Genomic DNA, 22,412 nt, shown 5'->3' on the forward strand with positions numbered 1-22,412 from the left:
CGTGTCCCTCAGCCGGTGTGGAGCATGCGGATCAGGACTTCGAGTTCCACCGGGTCCGCGCCCGGCCGTACGAACTCGGTCTCCTTGATGTGCAGCAACGCCGCCTTGGCCTGCCAGCGCGGGCGGGCCATGTGGTCGTTGCGCGAGGGCACCGGCTCCGGCGACTCCCCCTTCGCGTAGCGGGCGGCGTTGCGGCCGATCCTGCGGAAGGTCTCCAGGTCCATCAGGGGCGCCTGCGGGAACAGCTCCAGGTTGGACAGGCGGAGCAGGTCCCTCTGGTGGATCATGGTGGTGCCGCGGGACATGATGCCGACTCCGATGCCGGACCCGGAGAGCCTGGCCGCGGTGTGCGCGATGACCGCCAGGTCCGAGCTGCCGCGGACCCGGATGACGCGGGCGTGCACCCCCTGCTCCTCCACGCCGGCCAGCAGTTCGCGCAGCACCTCGGCGTGCGGGACCTCGACGATCGTCCTGGAGAAGAAGTCGCCGAACGCTGGGGAGACGCCGATGACCACCTCGCCGGAGCGGCGTCCCGGCCGGGCGGGGCCCTTCTCCTTCAGACTCAGCGTCCGGCCGGTGGCCGCGCCCGCCGACGGGCTCGCCCCCTGCTCCGGATCGCGGGCGCTGACGACGTGCCGCAGGTGTTTCATCTCCTCCCAGCGGGCACCGCTCGGGCGGTATCCGCTGCCCGGTCCCGCGTAGTCGTTGGGGTCGTTGACGGCCGAGAGCGTCGTCAGCTCCGGCGTCAGGATCGCCGACGTGTGGAGGAGGTCGCCGGAGACCCGCTGTCTCAGCACGCCGAGCAGCGCCTCGGCGACGTCGGGGAAACCGCCTGCTTCCAGGCCCTTGACGACGTCGAGTCCGGTGACGCCCCGGTCCATGACCGACTGCGCCGCCTTCAGGTCCTCCAGCACGTCCCGCGGCGGCAGTTCCCTGCTGCCGTGCGAGTAGGTGACCGCCTCGATCTCCCTGTCGGTGATCGGCGCCAGGCCGAGATGGGCGAACACCCCCTGCAGCGCACGCGCGGCCCGGTTCCGGGCCGAGAGGATCTCCGCCTCGGGGACGTGCCGGAGCGCGCCGTCGACCTGCAGGTCTCGCTGGATGGTGTTCCAGTCGTCGAAGTCCTCGGGATCCAGGTTCGAGCCGGCGAACATGTTGTCGTAGTTCGGCACACCGGAATAGCCCGAGCAGATGAAGTCGGTGCCGGACAGCAGTTGCGGCAGCAGCCGCGCGGTGCGGCGCATGTCGGAGTGCGAGAAGGACTGGTCGTTGCCGGAGGCGCACTCGAGGTCGACGGTGCTGGCGATCAGGTTCTCCGCCAGCACGGCGCGGATGCCCGCCGGGACCGCGCCGGGCACGCCGATGCAGCTGATCGAGCCGTTCTGCAGGCCCTGGACCCCGGCGCCCTTGGCGACCAGGATGCAGCGGACCTCCAGGTAGAGCATGGACTTGCCTTCGGCGTTGCCCATCTGCACCTCGGAGCCCGTCCCCGACGTGAACCGCATCTTGATCCCGCGGGAGGCGTAGGCGGACGCGAGGAACGCCTTCGACCACGGGGTGTCGTCGCCGTCGCAGAACACCTGCTCGGTGCCGTACACCGAGATCGTCTCCGCGTAGGCCGTGATGCCGCGCATGCCGAGCTCGAGCTCGGTGGCCTCCTCCAGCGCGCACTGGGTGAGCACGCCGGGCTTTCCGGTCTGCGCTCCGACCTGAAGGGCGATGGCCACCAGCGGCGCGTACCGCACCACGCCGAGTGTGGTCTCCAGCTCGCGGAACCCCCGCAGCGCGGCCTCCGCCGCGTCCGCGGCCACCTGGACCGGGTTGTCCCTGGCGCTCGTGGAGTGCGCCTGGTTCGCCGGGGTGCGCCGTGCCCGCATCTTCTGCAGGGCCATCATCATCTCGACGACGTTCATGGTCTTGACGACCTCGAGGAGCTTGGCGGGGGTGAGGCCGCGCGAGACCGACAGCACGTCGGCCCGCGAGACCCTCGGATCGACCAGCATGTGCGCGATCTCGACGGGTTCCAGCGCCATCGCCTGTTCGGCGGCGCCGGCGTCGATCGCGTGGTCGGCGATGAACTGGTCGAGGAAGTCGAAGTCCTTCCTGTCCTTCCCGTCCATCTCCACGACGACCCCGTTCTCCACCCGCACGCTCGGCGACGGGTCGAAGGGGCTGTCCATGGCGACCATGCCGACCTCGGGCCACTCCTCCACGAAGCCGTCCAGGTTGACGGGACGGTCCTCCAGGATCTCGGTGCGCCTGGATCGCCGGGCCGCTCCCGTGCCGCTCGTGACGCTCTTGGCCTTCATCTACGCTCCCATCTCCTGATGCCTCCGGCGTGATCAGCCCGCGAGGATGCCCCGGCGCTCGTACACCTCGGCCGCCTCCCTGATCAGCCGGGCGCACAGCGTGGCGGAGTGGTCGCGCTCCAGCGCCTCGGCGATGCCGGCGAGCTCCTGCCTGGTGGAGGCGCCCGGCCGGAGCGCGTTGTAGATCCGCAGCACCTCCTCGTCGGGCAGCGCCGTCATCTCCGCGGCCCTGCGGAAGTTCTGGCCGAGCTGCGGTCTGCCGACGGAGTCGGCGATCCGCGCCTGCAGCCGGAGGGTCTCGGCCGCGATGCGGAGGTCCTCGGCCACGACCTCGCCGTCCAGGACGGCCCGCATGGTGATCTCGTCGAGCCGTTTGCCGGTGGGGGTCCTGATCAGCTCGGGCCGATGGGACGCCAGGGGGTAGTCGTGTTGCGGATCCAGTTCGGCGGGGGTCATCGACTCGTACCTGCCTTCACACGCGACTCTGCGGGCTCGATGCCACGGGAGGCGTCGCTGTCTCAGGCCCCGACGGCCATGAGTTCACGGAGGCGTCGACGAATGAGGGAGATGGTAGGAGGCGTCGCGTTGCAACGGCGTTGCGTCCCCGGCGTACGTCGTGGCGGGCGCCGAAGGTGCGAGGCCGTACGGACTCCCCCGTGACGAGCCGCGCCGGAACCGCTGTACCGTGGTAAGTATGCAATTACTTACTAGGTTGAAGGCAGGGCAGTGAAGAAGACTCTGCTGGTCACCGGTGGTTCCCGGGGACTGGGAAGGGCACTGGCGGAAGCCGCGCTGGAGCGCGGGCACCAGGTGGTGGTCACCGCACGCGACATCGCCGCCGTGCGCGATCTGGTGGAGGAGCACCCGCGCGCCGCGCGCGCCGTCTCCCTCGACGTCACCGACCCGCGGGCCGCCGCCTCCGCCGTCCGGACCGCGGTGGAGGAGTTCGGCCGCCTGGACGTTCTGGTCAACAACGCCGGCTACTCCGACATCGCCGCCATCGAGGACACCGGCCTCGAGGACTTCCGGGCACAGGTCGAGACCAACCTGTGGGGGGCGGTCCACATGACCAAGGCCGCGCTGCCGGTCCTGCGGGAGCAGCGCGGCGGGCATGTCGTGCAGGTGTCCTCGGTGAGCGGACGGCTGGCACCGGCCGTCGGCCTGGGCGCCTACGTGACGGCGAAGTTCGCGCTGGAGGGATTCTCCGAGGCGCTGGCGGCCGAGGTCGCGCCGTTCGGGGTGAAGGTGACGATCGTGGAGCCGGGCTCGATGGCGACGACTCTGGCGTCGTCGATGAGGCTCCCGAGGCCCAGCGCGCCGTACGCGGAGGCCATGGCGCCGATGCTGAAGCGATACGGCGACCGGGACGCCGCCTACGGCGTGAGCCCGCGGCGCGCCGCCGACGTTCTGCTCGGCGTGCTCGAACTGCCGGAACCACCGCTCTGGCTTCCTCTCTCCGCCGCGGCCTTCGACCGCATCCGTGAGAACGAGGAGCGCAAGATCGCCGAGCTGGACCGGTGGGAGGATCTCAGTCGATCCGCCGACGCATGACCATGTGCATCACGGCACAGACCAGGCGAAGCGCGACAGGAAGCAGGAGACCCTCATGATCGATGACGCGCGCGAGCGGTACACGGTGGCGCCCCGTGACTCCTGACGCCGGCGGCCCGCGGTCCACCCGGGACGCGGCGGCGACGCGCCGCCGCATCCTGGACGCCGCCACCGCGGAATTCTCCGCCCTCGGCCTCTCCGGCGCGCGAATCGCCCGCATCGCGGACGGCGCCGGGGCGAACCAGCGGATGATCTACGCCTACTTCGGCAACAAGGACGGCCTCTTCGACGCCGTCCTCGAGCACAACGTCCTGCTCGTCCAGGACGCCGTCCCCTTCGACGCCGCCGACCTGCCCGGTTATGCCCGGCGCGTCTTCGACTTCTACCGCGCCAACCCCCACCTGGTCCGGCTGGAGATGTGGCAGACCCTGGAACGCTCGGACTCCATGCGGTCCTCGCCCCTGATCAGATCGGCCCTCGCCCACAAGGTCGCGGCCCTCGAACAGGCCCAGGCCGCCGGGCTCGTCAGCGCCGTCCTCCCGGCCGCGGAGCTTCTGGACCACATCCTCACCCTGGCCCACGGCCACCCCATGAACGCCGGCGACGCGGCCTCCTGGACGGACGGGCAGCGCGGCGCCCTGGCCGCGGGAGTCGCCGCCCTCACCGGTCAGCCGCCCGGCGGCGCGCCTCCCCCGGCGACCGGTCCTCGTCGTCCTCGGTGAGCAGCCAGGCCAGCCTGGCCGCGGCGACCGCCTGCCGCGGATCGTGTGGGTGCAGTTCGCCTGCGAGGCGTTCGAACACCTCGAGGTCGTCGCTTCCCGGCTCGCTCTGGCCGAACGTCCACAACGCTTCGAGGTCGTGGTGGTCGAGGACCGCCGACCGCAGCGCCGCGAGCAGTTGATAGCGCTCCGCCCGGATGGCGGGGGCCTCGGAATGGGCGAGCAGCGGTACGTGACAGGCCGCCACCGCGGTCCGGACGTCGCCTGTCCGCAACGCGGCCCGTACGGCCAGGAAGTCGGCCTCGACGTCCGCCCGCAGCCGGTAGTGCCGGGGATCCATGACGGACTCGCCGACCTGCGCCCGGAGCCGGTGGACCTCCGAGCGCGCCGTCGTGGGGTTGCCCTCGTCTCCGTAGAGATGCAGCGCGAGTTGTTCGGCGGTCAGGCCGGCGGGATGCAGGGCGAGCACGGCGAGCAACTCGGCTCGCCGCAGGGTCAGGGGCAGTTCGCGGCCGTCAAGCACGGCCGCCGGCCGGTCGCCGAGGAACGACAACGAGAGCTTCGGCCGGTGGGCCGCCGCCCGGACCGGAGGGGGAACCCGGAGGAGATAGCCCTCCGGCAGCGGCTCCACCAGCGCCTCGAGCCCGTCGTCGAGCAGGACCCGGTCGGCGCCGGGCGGGACGGGGATCCGGCCGGGCCACCGCATCTCCGGCTGGGCCGCGACGACCCGGCCGGTCCTGGTCAGCAGCGCGCCCGCCTCGCCGCGCAGTCCTGCCAGGTGCCGCATGTTCGCGGCCCGCAGGCGCTCGTCGCGTGACTCCATCAGATCGCGAAGGTGTCCCTCGGCGAGCCGCGCGGCGGCGTTGACCAGGCAGACCACGGCGGGGTGCAACGTGTGGAGCGGCCCGCTGACGTCGATCGCGCCGAACGTCGTCCCGGTGTCCGGGTCGTGGATGGGCGCGGCGGCGCAGGTCCAGGGATGGTAGGTGCGCACGAGATGCTCGGCGGAGTAGATCTGCACCGGGCCGTCGATCGCGAGCGCGGTGCCCATCGCGTTGGTCCCGATGGCGTCCTCGGTCCAGCGGACGCCCTCGCGCAACCCGATCGGATCCGCGCGCCGGCAGATGTCGGGCGGTCCCTCGCGCCACAGGATCGTGCCGTCCGCATCAGTGATGATCATGACATGCCGGGACTCGTCCGCGATGCCCACCAGCAGTTCGCGCAGCAGCGGCACCACCGCGTGCAACGGATGGGCCGAGCGCACGTCGGCCACCTCGTCCGATCCGTAGACGATCGGCGGGCGGTAGTGGTCCGGGTCCACGTGCGCGGCCAGTGAGCGCCGCCAGGACTCGGAGACCATCGGGCGGGGCGGGGCGGGCGGCTTCTCGCCGCTGAGAACGGCCTCGCGGACCTGCTGCAGCAGGTGGAACTGCGCTCCGGGATCCGGCGACAGACTCGCGGCCGCCGTGATCCCAGCGATTTCGGGATCCATAGTGCACTCCGCGGCGACCCTGAGGGGCGCGTCAGGGCGGCCGCCACCGACAGTGGCCGGGATCACACCCGCGTCCCCGCTCGGCGGCGTGCCGGCCGGAGCGGGCGAGCAGCGCCGTGCCCGCGCCTCCCCCGTGCAACGACGCTGCAACGCCGATTTCCCTACGTTCGACGTATCCCCCAGTTTCAGAATAATTCAGCATTTGGGGAGGTCAGGCGCATGGTGCGGTATGCGGCGCCGGGCGAGACCGGCAGTGTCGTGTCGTTCCAGCCTCGTTACGATCACTTCATCGGCGGGGAGTACGTACCGCCGGCCAGGGGCCGGTACTTCGAGAATCCCACTCCGGTGACCGGCAAGACGTTCACCGTGATCGCGCGGGGCACCGCCGAGGACGTCGACAGCGCGGTGCGTGCCGCGGACGGCGCGGCCGCGGCCTGGGGCCGTACCTCGCCCGCCGCGCGGAGCGAGGTGCTGAACAAGATCGCCGACAGGATGGAGCAGCACCTGGAGGCGATCGCGGTGGCCGAGTCCTGGGAGAACGGCAAGCCCGTACGGGAGACCCTCGCCGCCGACATCCCGCTGGCCGTCGACCACTTCCGCTACTTCGCCGGCGCGATCCGCGCGCAGGAGGGTTCGATCTCGCAGCTCGACCCCGACACCGTGGCGTACCACTTCCACGAGCCCCTGGGCGTGGTCGGGCAGATCATCCCGTGGAACTTCCCCATCCTGATGGCCACCTGGAAACTCGCCCCGGCGCTGGCGGCCGGCAACACGGTGGTGCTCAAGCCCGCGGAACAGACCCCCGCCTCGATCCACGTGGTGCTCGAGCTGATCGCCGACCTGCTCCCGCCGGGGGTCGTGAACGTGGTCAACGGGTTCGGCGTGGAGGCGGGCAAGCCGCTGGCGCAGCACCGGGGAGTCCGCAAGGTGGCGTTCACCGGGGAGACCACCACGGGGCGGCTGATCATGCAGTACGCCAGCGAGAACATCATCCCGGTCACCCTCGAGCTCGGGGGCAAGAGCCCGAACGTCTTCTTCCGCGATGTCGCGGCCGCGCGCGACGCCTTCTACGACAAGGCGCAGGAGGGCTTCGCGATGTTCGCGCTGAACCAGGGCGAGGTCTGCACCTGCCCGTCGCGGGCGCTGATCCAGTCGTCCATCTACTCGTCGTTCCTGGCCGACGCGATCCCGCGGGTGGAGAGGATCAGGCAGGGCCATCCCCTGGACACCGAGACGATGATCGGGGCCCAGGCGTCCAACGACCAGCTGGAGAAGATCCTCTCCTACATCGACATCGGTAAGGAGGAGGGCGCCCGCGTCCTCACCGGAGGCGAGCGGGCGGATCTCGGCGGCGAGCTGTCCGGGGGGTACTACGTCCGGCCGACGGTGTTCGAGGGCGACAACAAGATGCGGATCTTCCAGGAGGAGATCTTCGGGCCCGTCCTGTCGGTGACGAAGTTCGACGAGTACGACGACGCGATCAAGATCGCCAACGACTCGCTGTACGGGCTGGGCGCCGGGGTGTGGTCGCGGGACGGGAACACCGCCTACCGCGCCGGCCGGGAGATCCAGGCGGGACGCGTGTGGACCAACTGCTACCACGTGTATCCGGCGCACGCCGCCTTCGGCGGCTACAAGCAATCCGGCATCGGCCGCGAGAACCACAAGATGATGCTCGACCACTACCAGCAGACCAAGAACCTCCTGGTGTCGTACGCGCAGACCGCGCAAGGGTTCTTCTGATCATGCCCGGGGCGGACGGCGGACCGCACCCTCCGGAGGGGCGCGTGGACGTCACCGAGGCCGCGGCGGGCCTGCTGCGCCGGCTCACCGAGGAGCACGGCCCGCTGATGTTCCACCAGTCCGGGGGATGTTGCGACGGCAGCGCGCCGATGTGCTACGCGGCGGGAGAGTTCCGCACCGGCGCCGCCGACGTCCGCCTCGGCGACCTCACGGTCGACGGCGTCGCCGCGCCGATCCCGGTGTGGATGTCGTCGTCGCAGTTCGAGTACTGGCGGCACACCCACATCACCATCGACGTCGTGCCGGGCAGGGGCGCCGGGTTCTCCCTGGAGGCACCTGAGGGGATGCGCTTCCTGACCCGTTCCCGGCTGCTGACCCTCGAGGAACTCGGCGCACTCGGCGACGTCTGACGACCGGCGACATGCTGAGGGCGGGGTGGCCGATGCGGCCACCCCACCCGATTCCGGTGACGGTGCGGACATCCGGTCTCACAGCGTCCCCGGGTGCCTGCGAAGGGCTAGCCTCCGATCTGGGCGCAGACCGCCTTCACTTCGGTGTAGGCCTCCAGCGCCTCGTGGCCCATCTCTCGTCCCCATCCGGACTGCTTGTAGCCGCCGAACGGCAGGGCCGCGTCGAAGACGTTGTAGCAGTTGATCCAGACGGTGCCGGCCCGGATCTTCGCGGCCAGCGTGTGCGCCTTGGAGATGTCGCGGGTCCAGATTCCCGCGCCCAGCCCGAAGCTGGTCGCGTTGGCCTGGGCGGCGATCTCGTCCAGGTCGGAGAACGGAGCGGCGACCACGACCGGCCCGAAGATCTCCTCGCGGACGACCTTCATGTCGGGACGGGTGCCCGTCAGGACCGTGGGCTCCACGAAGTAGCCCCGGTCGCCGTGACGCCCGCCGCCGGCCCGCGTCTGCGCGCCCTCGGTGCGGCCGGACTCCAGGTAGCCCGTCACCCGGCGCAGTTGCTCGTCGGACACCAGGGGACCCATCTGCGTGTCGGCCTCCAGCCCGGAGCCGAGCTTGATGCCGCGGGCGATCTCGGAGACGCCCTCGACCACCTCGTCGAACCTGCTCTCGTGCACGAACAGCCGCGATCCGGCCACGCAGCACTGGCCGTGGTTGAAGAAGATCGCGTTCGCCGCGCCCGCGATGGCGATCTCGGGGTCGGCGTCGTCGAACACGACATTCGGGCTCTTGCCGCCGAGCTCCAGAGTGACCTTCTTCAGGTTCCCGGCCGCGGCGTGCACGATCAGCCTGCCGACCTCCGTGGAGCCGGTGAAGGCGACCTTGTCGACGTCGTCGTGGGCCGCGAGCGCCGCCCCGGCGGTCTCGCCGTACCCGGGGAGGACGTTGACCACGCCGTCCGGCACCCCGGCTTCGGCGATCAGCTCGGCGAGCCGCAGCGCCGACAGCGGGGTCTGCTCGGCGGGCTTGAGGATCACCACGTTCCCGGTCGCCAGGGCGGGCCCCAGTTTCCAGGCGGCCATCAGCAGCGGGAAGTTCCAGGGGATGATCTGGGCGACCACGCCGACCGGCTCGCGCAGCGTGTAGGCGTGGAAACCCGCACCCGGCATGTACGGCACGGACAGGGCGATCGTGTTCCCCTCGATCTTCGTGGCCCAGCCCGCCATGTAATGGAACAGGTCGGCGGCCAGCGGGACGTCCGCCGCGCGCGCCACGGCCAGGGGCTTGCCGTTGTCCAGCGACTCCAGCTGGGCGAGTTCCTCCGCGTGCTCGAGGATCAGATCCCCGATCTTCCAGATGATCCGGCCTCGTTGCGAGGCGCTCAGCCGCGACCACGGCCCGGAGAAGGCCCGCCGGGCCGCGCGCACGGCCCGGTCGACGTCCTCGGTGTCGGCCTCGGCGACATGCGCGAGGGTCTCCCCGGTGGCCGGATTGGGGGTGGCGAACGTCTTGCCCGAGGCCGCGTCCACCCATCGCCCGTCGATGAAAAGCTGCCGCGGAGTGGCTACGAAGTCCTCGACGCTCTTTTCCAGGGTCACCGTCATCAGTGTCGGCTCCCATCTGTTCAGAGGGCGCTCTCCCGGCCGCACCACGTGCCGGCGGTCAGCCGGCCTGGGGGGCCGGGCGAGCCAGTCGTCACAATGACACTACTTGCGATGTGAGAAGACAAGGGGACCCCGGCCTCCAGTCTTGGCTCCGTGGAGCCGCCCCCGTCGCCGTCCACCGAATGGCCGGTGCCGGCCCCGGCCGCCGAAGGCCCGTCGCGGGATCACGCCGCGCCGGTCAGCTCCCGCGCCCGCACCCGGGCCCACGCCTCCGCGGCCAGCACGGCTTCGAGCGTCATCTCGCCGCCGACCTGGTCGTGCTCGCCCATCACGCGTTCGACCGTCTCAGTGATCTCGAGGAACGACAGGCGCCCCTCCAGGAAGGCCGCCACGCACTCCTCGTTGGCGGCGTTGAACACCGCGGGCGTCGTTCCCCCCGCTTCCCCGGCGGCGCAGGCCAGACGGAGGCCGGGGAAGGCGTCGTGGTCGACGGGAAGGAAATCCCAGGAGGACGCCCTGCTCCAGTCACAGGCGGGCGCGGCATCCGGCACACGGACGGGCCACGACATCCCCAGGGCGAGCGCCATGCGGATGTCCGGTGGAGCGACCTGGGCCAGGGTCGAGCCGTCGTGGAACTCGACCATGGAGTGGACCATCACCTGCGGATGGACGACGACCTCGATCCGGTCGAAGGGGATGTCGAACAGGAGATGGGCCTCGATGACCTCCAGGCCCTTGTTGACCAGGTTCGCGCAGTTGACCGTGATGACCGGTCCCATGTTCCAGACCGGATGCGCGAGCGCCTGCTCGGCGGTGACGTCCGCCATCTCGGCACGGGTGCGTCCGCGGAACGGACCGCCGCTGGCGGTGACGATCAGGCGGCGCACCTCGTCCGTCTTCCCGCCCTGGAGGCACTGGAAGAGCGCGGAGTGCTCGGAGTCGACCGGGATGATCTGGCCGGGCGCCGCCAGCTTCTTGACCAGCGCCCCTCCGACGATGAGCGATTCCTTGTTCGCGAGGATCAGCCTGCTGCCGGACTCCAGCGCCGCCAGGGTGGGCGCGAGACCGACGGAGCCGGTGATGCCGTTGAGCACCGCGTCACAGGGCAACGCGGCGAGCCGCGTCGAGGCGTCGGGACCGCTGACGATCTCCGGTGCGGGCGACCCGGCGGCGCCGGGGCCGCGCCGCCGGGCTTCCGCCTGTAGCGCGTCCTGGAATCTCCGCGCGCCGTCGGCCGCAGCGATGCCCACGTAGCCGACCTCCAGGTCCAGCGCCTGCCGGGCGAGGAGGTCGAGATCTCCGCCGCCGGCGGAGATGGCCCTGACGCGGAAGCGGCCGGAGTTGCGCCGGATGACGTCGATCGCCTGGGTGCCGATCGACCCGGTCGACCCGAGAAGAACGAGGCTGCGGGGCTCGCGGTGCGCGGAGGTCATGATCGGATGTTATCGACGCCCTCCGGCCGCCCTCTCGGCGCCCGGAACCGATTCCTGCGGCGATGAGGGTCACAAACGCGGTTGAGTAGGTAATGATGTAATCATGGAGTCGCTCTATGATCACGCAGGCGGACATGACGGCCTTCACCGGTTCGTCGACATCTTCTATGCCGACGTCCTGTCCGACCCGCTGCTGCAGCCGTTGTTCGGCGCGGGACGGCCTGAGCACGTGGCGCACCTGACGGCCTTCACCGCCGAGACCTTCGGCGGTCCCGACACGTTCTCCCGGGACATGGGCGGCTTTCTCGGGCTCATCGACGTGCACCGCGGCCTGAGGATCACCGAACCGCAACGGCGGCGGTTCGTCGAGCTGTACATGGCGGCCGCGGATCGGGCAGGGCTGCCCGACGACGCTCCGTTCCGTGAGGCGCTCCGCTCTCACGTCGAGTTCGGCACGCAGGTGGCCGTGCAGAACTCCCACGCGGAAACCGATGACCAACTGCACCCGCTCCGCGAGGTCCCGCACTGGGACTGGCCCGCGTCGGCCGAGTGAACGCCGGGCGGCGGGCCGCTCAGAAGCCGGCTGCGCGCCGATCGGCGATCCGGATCACCGCTGCGTCGAGGACGCGGTTGCCGTTCTCACGCCGAGACGACAGCGCGTAGCCGCCAGGACCGGCCAGGCATCGGCATGTGCCCGAAGGTCCACGTCATCGGCTCTCGGTCGACCGGGCCCGGATGCCGTCGAGGGCGATCCCGAGCACCCGCTCGCGCTGCTCGTCGTCGACGAAGGACGCGCCGGTGATTCCGCCGACCAGGCGGAGCACGTCGTCGAAGCTGATGTCCGCGCGGGCCTCCCCGGCCTCCTGCGCCCGTGCGAACAGCGGCCTCCCCGCTCCGTACATGACCTCCCTGCAGGAGCGGAACATCGCGGATTCACGGTTGAGCGCTTCGGAGATCGCGGCCTTTGTTGCGACATATCCGACGAAGCGTCGCAACCAGGTCACGAGGGCCTCCCACGGCGGCAGGCCGGCCACCTTCTCCGCCTCGAGTCTGAGCCCCTCCACGTCGTCGACGTACACCGCGTCGAACAGGTCCTGGCGCGTCGGGAAGTTGCGGTACAGGGTGCCGATGCCGACGCCCGCCCGGCGGGCGATGTCCTCGAGTGACGCCCCGGTGCCGTGCTGGGCGAAGGCCTCGCGCGCCGCGACGAGCAGGGCGTCGAAGTTCCTCCGCGCGTCGGCGCGATGCGGGCGCCGCACGCTGACGGCGGAGCCGGTGCCTGTGATTGTTCTCTCTGTCACAGATGACTCCCAGGTAGGGCGGCCGTTTGTCAGCGGAGGTATGCCTCCGTTATTGTGGAGGCATACCTCCGATATTGCGGAGGTTCTCCTCCACTTTACCGCCTGGGTCGTCGTCCGCGGATGCCGTGAAAGGCACCGGCGACCGGCCTCCTCGCCGGCATGCCCCCCGCGGCCCAGGCGCCATTCATAGTCGAAGGACTCTTCATGGCAGGCGCCACCTCAACGGCGCGGCGCACCTTCCTGGTGCTGTCCGCCGCCGCCGCCGCATTCTCGATCATGCAGTCACTGGTCACCCCGGTGCTGCCCACCATCCAGCACGATCTGCACACCAGCCAGGGCACGGTGACCTGGGTGCTGACGGCGTGGTTGTTGTCCGCGTCGGTCGCGACCCCTCTGCTGGGCCGCATCGGCGACATGATCGGCAAGGAGCGCACACTTCTCGTCGCCCTCGGCGCGATCGCCGTCGGCTGCCTGATCGCCGCGCTCGCCCCTAACCTCGGAGTGCTGATCGTCGGCCGGGTGGTCCAGGGGCTCGGCGGAGCGGTGTTCCCGGTGTCGTTCGGGATCATCCGCGACGAGTTCCCCGCCGAGCGGGTGCCTTCCGCGGTCGGCGGCCTGTCCGCCGTCATCGCCGCCGGAGGCGGCCTGGGCATCGTGCTGGCCGGTCCGATCGTCGGAGCGCTGGACTGGCGGTGGCTGTTCTGGATCCCGATGATCGTCGTGACGGTGACCGCGATCCTCGCGTACAGGTATGTGCCGAAGTCTCCGGTGCGGACTCCGGGGCGCGTCGACTGGCTGGCCGCGGTGCTCCTGTCGGGGTGGCTGGTGGCACTGCTGGTCCCGCTCAGCGAGGCCTCGTCGTGGGGCTGGGGGTCGGCCCGGACGATCGCGTCGTTCGCCGCCGCAGTGGTCCTGTTCGCCCTGTGGATCACGGTCGAGACGAGGTCCCGCAACCCGCTGATCGACATGCGGATGATGCGGCTGCCCGCCGTGTGGACGACCAACCTCGTGGCGCTGCTGTTCGGCGCGGGCATGTTCTCCGTGTACGCGTTCCTGCCGCAGTTCATGCAGGTGCCCCGGGCGGCGGGCTACGGGTTCGGCTCCACGGTCACCGGCGCCGGTCTCCTGATGTTGCCCATGCTCGTGACGATGGCCGTCGGCGGAACGGTCAGCGGCCCGATCTCCCGTCGCGTCAGCGCCAAGGCCCAGCTCGTGTGGGGGTCGGCGGGCAGCGTGCTCTCGTGCGCCGCGTTCGCCGGCTACCACGATCAGCCATGGCAGATCGCCGTCGCCGGCGGCGTCTTCGGCCTCGGCCTCGGACTCGCCTACGCCTCGATGACCAACCTGATCGTGCAGAGCGTCCCGGCGAACCAGACCGGCGCCGCCAGTGGGATGAACGCCAACATCCGCACCATCGGCGGGTCGATCGGCACCGCTGTGGTGAGCTCCGTCATCACGGGTCATCTGGAGCCCGGTGGCCTGCCGTACGAGTCGGGCTTCACGCACAGCTTCTCGGTGCTCGCCGTGACCTCGGCGGCCGCCGTCGCCGTGGCGCTGTTCATTCCCGCCGCGCGCGGGCGCCGGGCGTCCGCGGCCGCCGTGCGCGAGACCCCGGCCGCCGCGCCGACCGCCGCGCCGACCACCGCGCCGGCGTCCGTCGGCGGCGGGAAGGGCTGACGGCGCGGGCAGGCACACGGCCGGCACCCGAACGGCACACGGCCCGCCGCCCCGGTCCGGCCCCCCGCCCGGGGCGGCCGTCCTCCGTCTCACCCGGCCGGGGCGGGAGGGCGTGTCCGCCTGGCGGATTCGAGCAGCAGACGGGCCGCCGCCCTGGCCTGTGCCGCCGTTCCTGGGGCGCCGAGGATTCCGGCGGTCACCATGGCGCCCTCGGCGAGCAGGAGCAGATGACCAGCCAGGTCACGGGGAAGGTGAGCGCCGTCCGTGAGCGTCTCCAGATATCGGCCAAACGCCTGCTTGTGCCGCCGGGCCTGCGTGGCGACGGTCGGCGACGTGGCCCCCAGCTCGCCGTAGGAGTTGATCCACGCACACCCGCGGAAGCCGGGCTCGCCGAACCACAGTTCAAGCCAGTCGAAGACCGCGATGATCCGGCCCTCCGGGTCGTCGCATGTCTCCACGTGCTCGGCCAGGCGCCGCCGCCAGCCGAGGTCGCGGCGCTCGAGATAGGCCTCGACGAGCCGGTCCTTCGTGGCGAACAGCTGGTAGAGGCGTTTGAGCGACACACCCGACAGGCTGCGGATGTCGTCCATGCCGACCGCCTGGATGCCCTTGCCGTAGAACAACTCCTCCGCCGCGTCGAGCACGTGGCCGCGCGCCACCTCCCGGTCCACCCCATCACCTCGTCCCTGCCTTGACTGAGAGAACCAGCGTTCTCTACGTTAGCGGAGAACGCCCGTTCTCCATGAGGGCATCGTTTTCCCATACACATCAGAGAAGGTGAGGGCATGGCCCAGCGCCCACCATTGCCACCGTTCGACCACACGACCGCGCTGCAGAAGGTCCAGGCCGCCGAGGACGCGTGGAACACCCGCGACCCGCAGAAGGTCGCGCTCGCCTACACGCCGGACTCGGTCTGGCGCAACCGCGACGCCTTCGTGACCGGGCGCGAGGCCATCGTCGAGTTCCTCACCCGGAAGTGGGAGCGCGAACTCGGCTACGCGCTGCGCAAGGAACTGTGGGCCTTCGACGGCAACCGCATCGCCGTACGCTTCCAGTACGAGTGCCACGACGCCGACGGCCGGTTCTGGCGGAGCTACGGAAACGAACTCTGGGAGTTCGACGCCGACGGCCTCATGGCCCGCCGGGAGGCCAGCATCAACGACGTCCGCATCCAGGAGGAGGACCGGCGCATCTTCGGGCCGCGCCCGGACGACGAGCGCGGAGTCCCCTTCCCGATCGGGTGAGGGGACCCCGGCGGGTCGCGTCACATCATCGTGCGGCGGCGAGGCCGGCCAGTCTGGCCAGAGCGTGCTCGGACGGACTGCCGGACTCGGCCTGGAGGACGACCAGAAGCTGGCCGGGGGCCCTGCAGACCGCGAAGATCTCGAATGTCAAGGCCATGTCACCGACATCGTCGCGGTGCAGGCGGATCGACCCGTGGGTTCTGCCCCGTACGTCATGCCGAGCCCACAGCCGGCGGAAGTCGTCGCTTCCGAGCGAGAGCTCCTCGACCAGCTCGTACAAGGACGGATCGTGGTGGTTCGCCCCCACGGCGGCCCGGAAGTGCGCCACCTTGAACGAGGCCTCCTGCTCCCAGTCCAGGTAGAACTCACGGGACGCGGGGTTGAGGAAGGTCATCCGCATGAGGTTGCCGTTGTGCTCCAGGCCCTCGTGGAGGGCGGCGTTCAGCGGGTTCTGCGCCAGCACGTCCCAATGGCGGTTCACCACGAATGCCGCCACGTCGTCCTGGCGCTCGATGAAGCGCAGCACCTCCGGGCCGACCGGCTCGCCCCGGCTGCCGATCACCTTCCTCAGCTGACTCGCCCTTCGGTGTGCCAGCTCGTAAAGGTGCCGGGTGGCCTCGAGGTCGAGCTGGAGTACGCGTGCGAGGGAGCCGAGGACCTGATCCGAGGGATCGCGTTCTCTCCCCTGCTCGAGCCTCACGTAGTAATCGGTGCTGACACCGGCCAGCCGGGCGACCTCGTCATGACGAAGCCCGGACGTCCGCCGTCGGCGGGCGACCAAGTCCATTCCCGCCTGATCGACCGTCGTGACCTGACGCCTGGCGCGCAAGAACTCGCCGAGAGGGCCTCCACCTGCCATGTTCATAATTAATACAAAGGCTTTGGCTCCGAGCGAGGTCGTGCTGTACCCAGCAGTGCGACACCCACCCACGGGGGCCGGCGCGCCGGTCGAGGGCGAAGCGGAGCTCGCACTCAGCGGCCGACCACCCGCAAGCCGCGTCACCGACCTCGCGGGCGGAAGACCGGCGACGACCACACGGCGCGGCCTGTCATGGGGCCTCCCCCATTTGGAGGACGCCGGCGACCGCCCGTCCTGTCATCGCGTGCGCCAAGGCGCCGAGGACGGCGACCGCCGTGACTCCGGCGGCGAGCAGCGACGGCGTCCCCAGACTGATCGGGAACCCGTCGACCGGCAGGCCGGCGTAGGCGGACAGATCGATGCCGGGGGCGAGTGCGAGTGGAAGCGCGAGTCCGAGCGCGAGGCCCGCGAGCGAACCGAGCACGATCAGGGGCGCGATCTCCAGCACGGTCAGGCTCCGCGCCTGCCGCCGGGACAGCCCGGCGGTCCTCAGGTACGCGAGCGTGCGGGCCCGGTCCACGGCGCCGATCATCAGCGCGATGACCACCGCCACGAGCGCGTAGCCCGCGAGAGCGACCGTGACGAGGGCGAACGCCATCACGATCGTGCTTGTCAGCGGGCTGTCGGCGATCTTGCGCAGAGCGTCCGCGACGGTCACCACGAGGACCTGAGGCTCGTTCACGACCTTGATTAGGCTCGCCCGGTCGACGTCCCCCTTCACCAGCAGCGTGTTGGCGAACGGGCCCGTCCCCGTGCGCCTCGCCGCGTCGTACGGCAGAACGATCAGCTCGTCGCCCGCCTCGGCCAGTCCGGGCAGTGCGCTGATCGTGCCCCGGTTGACCGCGGTCATCGACGCCGGCCAGCCGAGCTCGAACGTCGTCAGGCCGCTGAGCGACGGTGAGACCAGCGCGGGCACCCCGGCGGACGCCCCGGGGGCCGCCGCGGGCACGACGAGCGGGGTGCCCGACGCCATCCGCCGGTAGGCCGCGAGATCCACCGCGACGATGCGCACCCTGCGGCCGCCGACGCTGATCTGGGCGATCCCCTTGGCCACCGGCAGCACCTCCTCGACCCCCGGCAGTCCGCGCACCCGTTCGATGGTCCCGGGCGAAATGTCGGCGTCCCGTTCGATCCGGGCGGAGGCGCCGACCTGCCGCCAGGCGGCCGTCCGCTGGGTGTCGCCGATCGCCTGGGAGACCACCGCCCCGAACACGGACACCGCCAGCGCGGGCAGCAGGATCAGCACCGCCAGGGCGGCCGCCCCCCTGGCCCTGGCCGCCTGGGCGAGGGCGAGGAAGGGCACGGCCCGATGCCGTGCCAGCCGGCCGGCCAGGCGGAGCGGGTAGGGGTAGCCGCGCTGCGTGACCAACGCCGCCGCGAGCGTCAGCGCCGCGGGCACGGCCATCAGGAACGGGTCGCCCGCCTCCGCGGCGCCGCCGGTGAGGCCCCGGGTGCGCAGCAGGTAGGCCCCGGCCAGGGCAAGACCGACGACCGTCACCTCCGTGACGATCCTGCGCGGCGAGGGCCGCCGCAGGACGGCGTCCTCCCGCCGGCCGTTCAACGGCTCGCGGTAGGACCGGGCGAGCCGTACGACGGGGACGGCGATCGCGGCCAGAGCCGGGATCACGGGCCCGATCAGCGCGGCCGGGGTGACCGGGCCGGGCACCAGGAACGCCAGGCCGTACCCGAGCAGGACGGCCGGCAGCGCCGCGAGGGCCGCCACGGCGGAACCCGTGCCGACGATCCGCACCGGCCCCGCGCCCCTGGCCCGCATCAGCGTCAGCCCGGCGCGCATCCGCTCGGTCAGCAACTGCGACGCGAGCACGATGACGCCGACCGAGACCAGCCCGAGCCCGCCGAGGATGAGGAGCATCAGCGTCTGCGCGGTCGCCAGCTTCTTGAGGAAGCCGGTGAGCAGCGGGGAAAGGCCGGTCTCCAGTGTGTACTGGCCCATCACGGTGGACCGCCCGCCGACCATCCGGTTGTAGACGCCGAGAGCGTCCACCACGTCCGGGGCGTTGCGCGCGGTCACCGCACCCGTGTCGAGGCCGAGCACCCACGAGTACCGCACGCCGAGACTGCTGTCCATGTGGGCCAGGCTGTCCGCGCCGGTGAGCCCGGTGACCAGCAGCTGGTCGATGTCGCCACTGGGTCGCAGGCTCACGTGCGGGACGCCCCGGTTGTGCTCCCAGAACCCGTCCGCGGGATCGACGAGCTCAAAGAACCCGGTGACGCGGGCGGCGAGCCGCCCGTCCGCCCCGAGCAGCAGCGTCGAGCCGACGTGCAGGCCCAGCTTGTCCGCCGCCTCGTGCACGAGAGCGAGGTCGACCCGGTCGAGGTCCCGCCCGCCGACCCGGACACGCCCGGCGGGCCCCGGCGGGGCTCCCTCGACGTAGCGCACGCGGCGGTCGGCCGCCGGCAGCCAGGCCAGGTCGACGAACTGGAAGTCCTGGTTCGGCTCCCCCACCCTGCCGACCACCGGCGTGCCGTACGTCGACGCCCCGTAGTGGCCGTTCCCACCGGCCTGGACGACCTTCCGGAGGGCGGGCGGCAGGTCTGCCCGCCATTGGGCGTCCGTGGCGGCGAACCGCGACGGACTGGTGAACAGCTCGCCGATCGCTTGCGGCCAGAACGTCACGTCCAGGTCGACGAGGTCGGCGGTGCTGTCGTCCAGGACGCGGCGCAGGGAGTCGTCATACGACTGCTCGAAGGTGCGCGGCAACACCGCCAGCAGCAGGGACGCGGTGAAGGCGAGCAGGGCGAGCGCCGCCGCCGCTCCTCGATGCGCTCGCAGAAGCGTGAAGGGCATCAGTCCTCCCCGATCCGTACGGCACGGCCCGGCCCGTGCCCGGACAACCGGCGGGCCAGCGCCGCCACGATGCACAGCAGGGCCGCGGCGACGGCGGCCAGCAGCGCGACCGTGGGGGCCCAGGGGATGTCTAGCGTGACCGCCGGCGTGACCGCGGCCGCCTGTCCGGTGAGCACGATGTGCGGCACCACCAGCACGGCCATGACAACGGCGATCCCCGTGCCCGCGGCCAGCGACAGGACGACGACGAACGACTGCTCGACGGCGAGCAGCCCGAACACCTGACGGTGGCTGACGCCGATCGCGCGCAACAGGGCGAACTCGGTCGTGCGCTCCCGCGCCACCACCGCGGCGTTGACCAGGAAACCGAGCATCGCGAAGGCCACCGCCGACAGGAAACCGAGCACCAGCGCACCCTGCAGCCCACTCGCCAGCGGGTCGTCACGGAACCGCCGGACGATGGTCTCCCTGTCCACCACGGTCTGGTTCCACTCGGGGTGGCGGGCCAGCGCGGCCACGGCCGCGGAGGTGTCCCCTCCGCCCGCGCTCAGCCACCACTCGGCGATGGGACGCGGCGCACGTCCCTCGGTCAGATCCTGGTAGGCCAGTGTGCGGAGGTCGGTCAGCAGGGCCGGCTCGCCGGGGGCGGTGCCGGGCAACGCGGAGGCGACCGCGACGGGCATCACGAGCATCGTGGCGCCCCCCATGGTGACGGAGTCGGCCACGCCCACCCGCAGCCCGGCCTTGGCGGCGAGGTCGGCGGTGATCACTATCGGCAGCGCCCGGTTGCCGGAGGGAGCGCTCGGCGTGATGGCCAGCCGCAACGGCTCGGCCGCCGCCTGGGCGGACGGAGGAGACACCCGAACGGTGAAACCGCCCGGTTTAACCGATTGCTCGCCCACGCCCGCCCAGGCCGTCAGGGCGGCGGGCAGCGGGACGCCGGCTCCGGTGTCGGTCCGCAGGCCGTCCACCGCGGGCGTCACGGCGGTCAGCTCGCCCGGGTCGGGCAGGTCCAGCAGCAGGGCCTGTACGGCGAGGGGATACGCCGGCCGGCCCGACCGCCCGGCGAGCGCCTGGAGGTCGAAGCGCACCTCCTGCCGCCCCGCCTCGAGAGGGACGGCGGCCGTCTCCTGGACGGCGCCGAGCGCGTCCACGACCGCCAGCCGCAACCTCACCTCCCCGTGCGCGGCGCCGGGGGGCGTGAGGCCGAGCCGTACGCGGAGGGACAGGGCGTGCGGCTCGCCGGGAAGCGGGATCGGCGCCACCTGCGGGCGGGCGGCGGCGAGGTCGCGTCCGAGCCGCGGCACCGAGGCGGACATGAGGTCGTCGCGCCACAACATGACGCCCGCGAGCCGGTCCGCGTCCATGGCGAGGAGGGTCGCCTGCGTTCCCGCGAAGTCCACGGTCTCCCGCTGGACCGGGGCGGCCCCGGTCACGCCGGGCAGCGCCGTGTACACCGAGCCCCGGCCGAGGCCGCCGAGCTCGGGCCACTCGGCGGGCGCGGCGACTCGAAGGTCGGCCCCCGCCTGATGGCGGGCCTGATCCTCCTGAGAACGCCGCCAGGTCGCGGAGGTGGCCAGCGAGACGACGCCGATGGCGATCGCCATCGTGAGCAGCAGCGCGGGGCCGGCGTACCGCAACGGGCGGCGGCTGACCTGCGACGAGCCGAGCGCGGGGGCGAGGCCGCGCCGCCGGGCGGTGAGCCTCTCGGCGATCGCCGACGCCGCGGGGATCAGGCGCAGGCCGAGCAGTCCGCCGCAGAGCAATGCCAGGGCGGGCCCCGTCACGATCAACGGATCGATGCCCAGCCCGCCAGCGGCGGTCGAGGTGACCGGGGCGCCGTACAGTCCGAGCTGCCAGATCGCCAGCGCGGCCGCCGCGAGCAGCGCCACATCCGCCCCCGCGCGCTGGATGAACCCCCGCCTCTCCCCCCGCCCGCGGGCCGACCGCTCCTCGACGTAGGTGCGGTGCGCACCGCGCAGCGCGGGCAGCACCAGCAGGACCGCGCACGCGAGCGCCACCGCCGCGGAGACGAGGAAGGAGGCCGCGTCGGGGACGGGCGCGAGCCGTACGCCGGAGGTCTGGATCCAGGGGATGGCGCCCAGCGCGGTCAGGACCCACGGAGCCAGCAGCGGCGCGATCACCATCGCGGGCAGCGCGACCAGCAGCGCCTCGCCGGCGGCGAGCAGGCCGAGACGTACGCCGCCCGCTCCCCGGGTGCGCAGCAGCGCCACCTCCATCCGGCGGTGGTCGGCCAGCAGCCGGGCGGTGAGAGTCAGCGCGTAGGCGGCGAGCAGCAGCAACTGGAGGACCGGCACGAGCATCGTGGACCGCGCGACCAGCGCGGCCTGGTCGAGCTGCTCCAGCATGTCCGGCAGGCGGGTGAACGTGGCGCACGTCGCGCAGTCGCGCCGCAGGCCGTCGCCGAGCGCGGAGACGGAGGCCGCGACCGTCCGCAGCCGGTCTCTCGGCAAATCCCGCAGGTCCGGTTCCGCGAGCCAGGTGGCGGACACGTCGGTCGCGAAATACCGCTGGAAGTCGTCGGGCGCGACCACGAGCGGCCCGTAGGTGGTGTAGTTGCCCGTCTCGACGCCCCGGCGCAGCAGCTCGTCGCCCTTCCACCGGTCGTCGTACGGGTCGAGCAGGTCGAACACGCCGGCGACCCGGGCGCGCACCGGCTGGTGGCTGAGCCGCCCCACGACCGTGAAGCCGTCGCCGACGCCCAGGCCCATGGCCTGCGCGGACGACTGGGAGAGCGCGACCTCCAGCTCGCCGGCCTCCCGCGGCCAGGCGCCCGCGACGAGCCGGCTGCGCCGCTCGATCCCCTCGTAGGTCGCGAATCTGGTCAGGTCGGGCCGCTCACGCCGTTCCTGACCCGGCAGCGCGTACGAGTCGGACCGGATCGACCGGGTCACGGTGAACGGCAGGTCGCCGTAGGCGTCGCGGACGTGGGAGCGGACGGCGGCGTCGACCTTCCGCAGGTCGCCTGAGCTGATCAGGGTGCTCACCTTGGCGGAGGTCGTGGACAACGGGGCCACCGCCATGGCCCGCCGGACCCCGGCCTCCGTCACCACCATGGCGTAGGTGATCAGCGCGACGAGCGCGGTGGTGGCCAGAAGGACGGAACCGAACGCGGTGAGCAGCAGCAACGGCTCGCTGGAGGCACGCCGGAGCAGCAGCGGCACCCGTCGTGCGCGGCCCAGCGCCATGCCCGCTCCAAAGGATCTCGGCTGAAACCCTCCGAAGACTAGTCCGGCTTGTCCG

17 protein-coding genes are annotated in these 22,412 nt (G+C 71.6%); 7 read left to right on the forward strand and 10 right to left on the reverse strand.

The features are described 5' to 3' along the window. Positions 1-8 precede the first annotated feature (8 nt). Both Psi02_RS33945 and Psi02_RS33950 read right to left on the reverse strand, forming a co-directional pair. A complete protein-coding gene (locus Psi02_RS33945) occupies positions 9-2,309 on the reverse strand; it encodes a propanediol/glycerol family dehydratase large subunit (protein ID WP_203979956.1) in 2,301 nt (766 codons plus the stop codon). Between the two features lie 33 nt (positions 2,310-2,342). Further along, complete coding sequence (locus Psi02_RS33950) at positions 2,343-2,765, reverse strand: diol dehydratase small subunit (protein WP_203979957.1); 423 nt, start codon at positions 2,763-2,765, stop codon at positions 2,343-2,345. Between the two features lie 270 nt (positions 2,766-3,035). Here Psi02_RS33950 and Psi02_RS33955 point away from each other — a divergent pair, with 270 nt between their 5' ends. Beyond that, the gene (locus Psi02_RS33955) at positions 3,036-3,860 is read left to right on the forward strand and encodes an SDR family NAD(P)-dependent oxidoreductase (RefSeq protein WP_203979958.1); all 825 of its coding nucleotides are present in this window, start codon (positions 3,036-3,038) and stop codon (positions 3,858-3,860) included. Between the two features lie 95 nt (positions 3,861-3,955). Beyond that, positions 3,956-4,582 carry a TetR family transcriptional regulator gene (locus Psi02_RS33960; protein WP_203979959.1) on the forward strand — a complete coding sequence of 209 codons (627 nt, stop codon included), beginning with the start codon at positions 3,956-3,958 and terminating at the stop codon, positions 4,580-4,582. Here Psi02_RS33960 and Psi02_RS33965 read toward each other — a convergent pair. After that, positions 4,521-6,071, reverse strand: a complete 1,551-nt coding sequence (locus tag Psi02_RS33965) for a GAF domain-containing protein (protein WP_203979960.1) — start codon at positions 6,069-6,071, stop codon at positions 4,521-4,523. The two genes, Psi02_RS33960 and Psi02_RS33965, sit on opposite strands and share 62 nt — an antisense overlap. Before the next feature lie 219 nt (positions 6,072-6,290). Between Psi02_RS33965 and exaC the strand changes: the two genes are divergently transcribed. Both exaC and Psi02_RS33975 read left to right on the forward strand, forming a co-directional pair. Then, positions 6,291-7,814, forward strand: a complete 1,524-nt coding sequence (gene exaC / locus Psi02_RS33970; protein ID WP_203979961.1) for an acetaldehyde dehydrogenase ExaC — start codon at positions 6,291-6,293, stop codon at positions 7,812-7,814. A 2-nt stretch (positions 7,815-7,816) separates the two neighbouring features. Beyond that, complete coding sequence (locus Psi02_RS33975) at positions 7,817-8,224, forward strand: DUF779 domain-containing protein (protein ID WP_203979962.1); 408 nt, start codon at positions 7,817-7,819, stop codon at positions 8,222-8,224. A gap of 107 nt (positions 8,225-8,331) precedes the next feature. Here the strand turns inward: Psi02_RS33975 and Psi02_RS33980 are convergent, their stop codons facing one another. Both Psi02_RS33980 and dxr read right to left on the reverse strand, forming a co-directional pair. Continuing rightward, complete coding sequence (locus Psi02_RS33980) at positions 8,332-9,825, reverse strand: aldehyde dehydrogenase family protein (protein WP_203979963.1); 1,494 nt, start codon at positions 9,823-9,825, stop codon at positions 8,332-8,334. 224 nt (positions 9,826-10,049) lie between these two features. Next, positions 10,050-11,258: a 1-deoxy-D-xylulose-5-phosphate reductoisomerase gene (gene dxr, locus Psi02_RS33985; RefSeq protein ID WP_203979964.1), complete on the reverse strand. Its 1,209-nt coding sequence runs from the start codon at positions 11,256-11,258 to the stop codon at positions 10,050-10,052. A gap of 103 nt (positions 11,259-11,361) precedes the next feature. Here dxr and Psi02_RS33990 point away from each other — a divergent pair, with 103 nt between their 5' ends. Then, positions 11,362-11,811, forward strand: coding sequence for a group II truncated hemoglobin (locus Psi02_RS33990; protein WP_203979965.1), 450 nt, complete (start codon positions 11,362-11,364; stop codon positions 11,809-11,811). A gap of 154 nt (positions 11,812-11,965) precedes the next feature. On the opposite strand, the gene Psi02_RS33995 is transcribed toward Psi02_RS33990, so the two are convergent. Beyond that, complete coding sequence (locus tag Psi02_RS33995; RefSeq protein ID WP_203979966.1) at positions 11,966-12,559, reverse strand: TetR/AcrR family transcriptional regulator; 594 nt, start codon at positions 12,557-12,559, stop codon at positions 11,966-11,968. 204 nt (positions 12,560-12,763) lie between these two features. Here Psi02_RS33995 and Psi02_RS34000 point away from each other — a divergent pair, with 204 nt between their 5' ends. Then, positions 12,764-14,236, forward strand: a complete 1,473-nt coding sequence (locus Psi02_RS34000) for an MFS transporter (protein WP_203979967.1) — start codon at positions 12,764-12,766, stop codon at positions 14,234-14,236. An 89-nt stretch (positions 14,237-14,325) separates the two neighbouring features. On the opposite strand, the gene Psi02_RS34005 is transcribed toward Psi02_RS34000, so the two are convergent. Beyond that, positions 14,326-14,907, reverse strand: coding sequence for a TetR/AcrR family transcriptional regulator (locus Psi02_RS34005; protein ID WP_203979968.1), 582 nt, complete (start codon positions 14,905-14,907; stop codon positions 14,326-14,328). Between the two features lie 114 nt (positions 14,908-15,021). Between Psi02_RS34005 and Psi02_RS34010 the strand changes: the two genes are divergently transcribed. Then, a complete protein-coding gene (locus Psi02_RS34010) occupies positions 15,022-15,480 on the forward strand; it encodes a nuclear transport factor 2 family protein (RefSeq protein ID WP_203979969.1) in 459 nt (152 codons plus the stop codon). Positions 15,481-15,505: 25 nt separating this feature from the next. On the opposite strand, the gene Psi02_RS34015 is transcribed toward Psi02_RS34010, so the two are convergent. From Psi02_RS34015 to Psi02_RS34025, 3 genes are all read right to left on the reverse strand, one after another. Beyond that, positions 15,506-16,339 carry a helix-turn-helix transcriptional regulator gene (locus Psi02_RS34015; protein WP_203979970.1) on the reverse strand — a complete coding sequence of 278 codons (834 nt, stop codon included), beginning with the start codon at positions 16,337-16,339 and terminating at the stop codon, positions 15,506-15,508. A gap of 190 nt (positions 16,340-16,529) precedes the next feature. Continuing rightward, positions 16,530-19,148 carry an FtsX-like permease family protein gene (locus Psi02_RS34020; RefSeq protein WP_203979971.1) on the reverse strand — a complete coding sequence of 873 codons (2,619 nt, stop codon included), beginning with the start codon at positions 19,146-19,148 and terminating at the stop codon, positions 16,530-16,532. After that, entirely contained in the window at positions 19,148-22,357 is a 3,210-nt protein-coding gene (locus Psi02_RS34025) for an ABC transporter permease (protein WP_203979972.1), read from the reverse strand. The genes Psi02_RS34020 and Psi02_RS34025 overlap by 1 nt, the downstream gene beginning before the upstream one ends. Between the last annotated feature and the right edge of the window lie 55 nt (positions 22,358-22,412).

It is taken from the genome of Planotetraspora silvatica (assembly GCF_016863315.1).
GTDB classification, from domain to species: domain Bacteria; phylum Actinomycetota; class Actinomycetes; order Streptosporangiales; family Streptosporangiaceae; genus Planotetraspora; species Planotetraspora silvatica.